The sequence below is a fragment of the Rhizobium sp. M10 genome (assembly GCF_002531955.1).
Taxonomy (GTDB): domain Bacteria; phylum Pseudomonadota; class Alphaproteobacteria; order Rhizobiales; family Rhizobiaceae; genus Rhizobium; species Rhizobium etli_C.
This window is the reverse complement of sequence record NZ_NWTA01000090.1, coordinates 1-577: the sequence shown is the minus strand read 5'-3', so window position 1 is coordinate 577 and position 577 is coordinate 1. Positions and strand designations below refer to the sequence as shown.

Sequence of the window (577 nt, the reverse complement as noted above, 5' to 3'; positions counted from 1 at the left end):
TGATTCATATCGACATCAAGAAGCTCGGCCGGTTTCATGAGGTCGGCCACCGCATCACCGGCGATCGCACTCGCCAGAGTTCGCGCAGAGGCAAGAGTTGGGGCGCCGGTTGGGAATGCGTTCATGTGGCCATCGACGATGCCTCTCGCATCGCTTTCTCACAGATATTGCCGGACGAGACGAAAGAAAGCGCCGTGGCCTTCTTGAAGGCGGCATTGGCCTATTATGCCAGCCTCGGGATCGCGGTCGAGCGCGTCATGACCGACAATGGTCCCTGCTACACATCAAAGCCATTCGGCCAAGCTTGTCGCGACAACGGCCTCAAGCACGTTCGCACCAGACCATATACGCCTAAAACCAACGGAAAGGCCGAACGCTTCATCCAGACCGCCCTCAGAGAGTGGGCCTACGCCGTCGCCTATCCCAACTCGGACATGCGCGCCGCCGAACTGCCACGATGGCTTCATCGCTACAATTGGCACAGGCCTCACGGAAGTCTAAACTCAAAACCACCAATCACTAGGCTCGCTCTTACCCAGGACAACCTGTTGAGGCTCCACATCTAGTCGCTGCCGGA

The 577-nt window shown here is 58.1% G+C and carries 1 pseudogene; it reads left to right on the top strand.

Features of this window, described 5'->3' with window-relative positions:
* Nucleotides 1–566 (top strand): annotated as a pseudogene (locus tag CO671_RS33175) (IS481-like element ISRel2 family transposase); the annotation flags it as partial.
* Nucleotides 567–577: the final 11 nt, after the last annotated feature.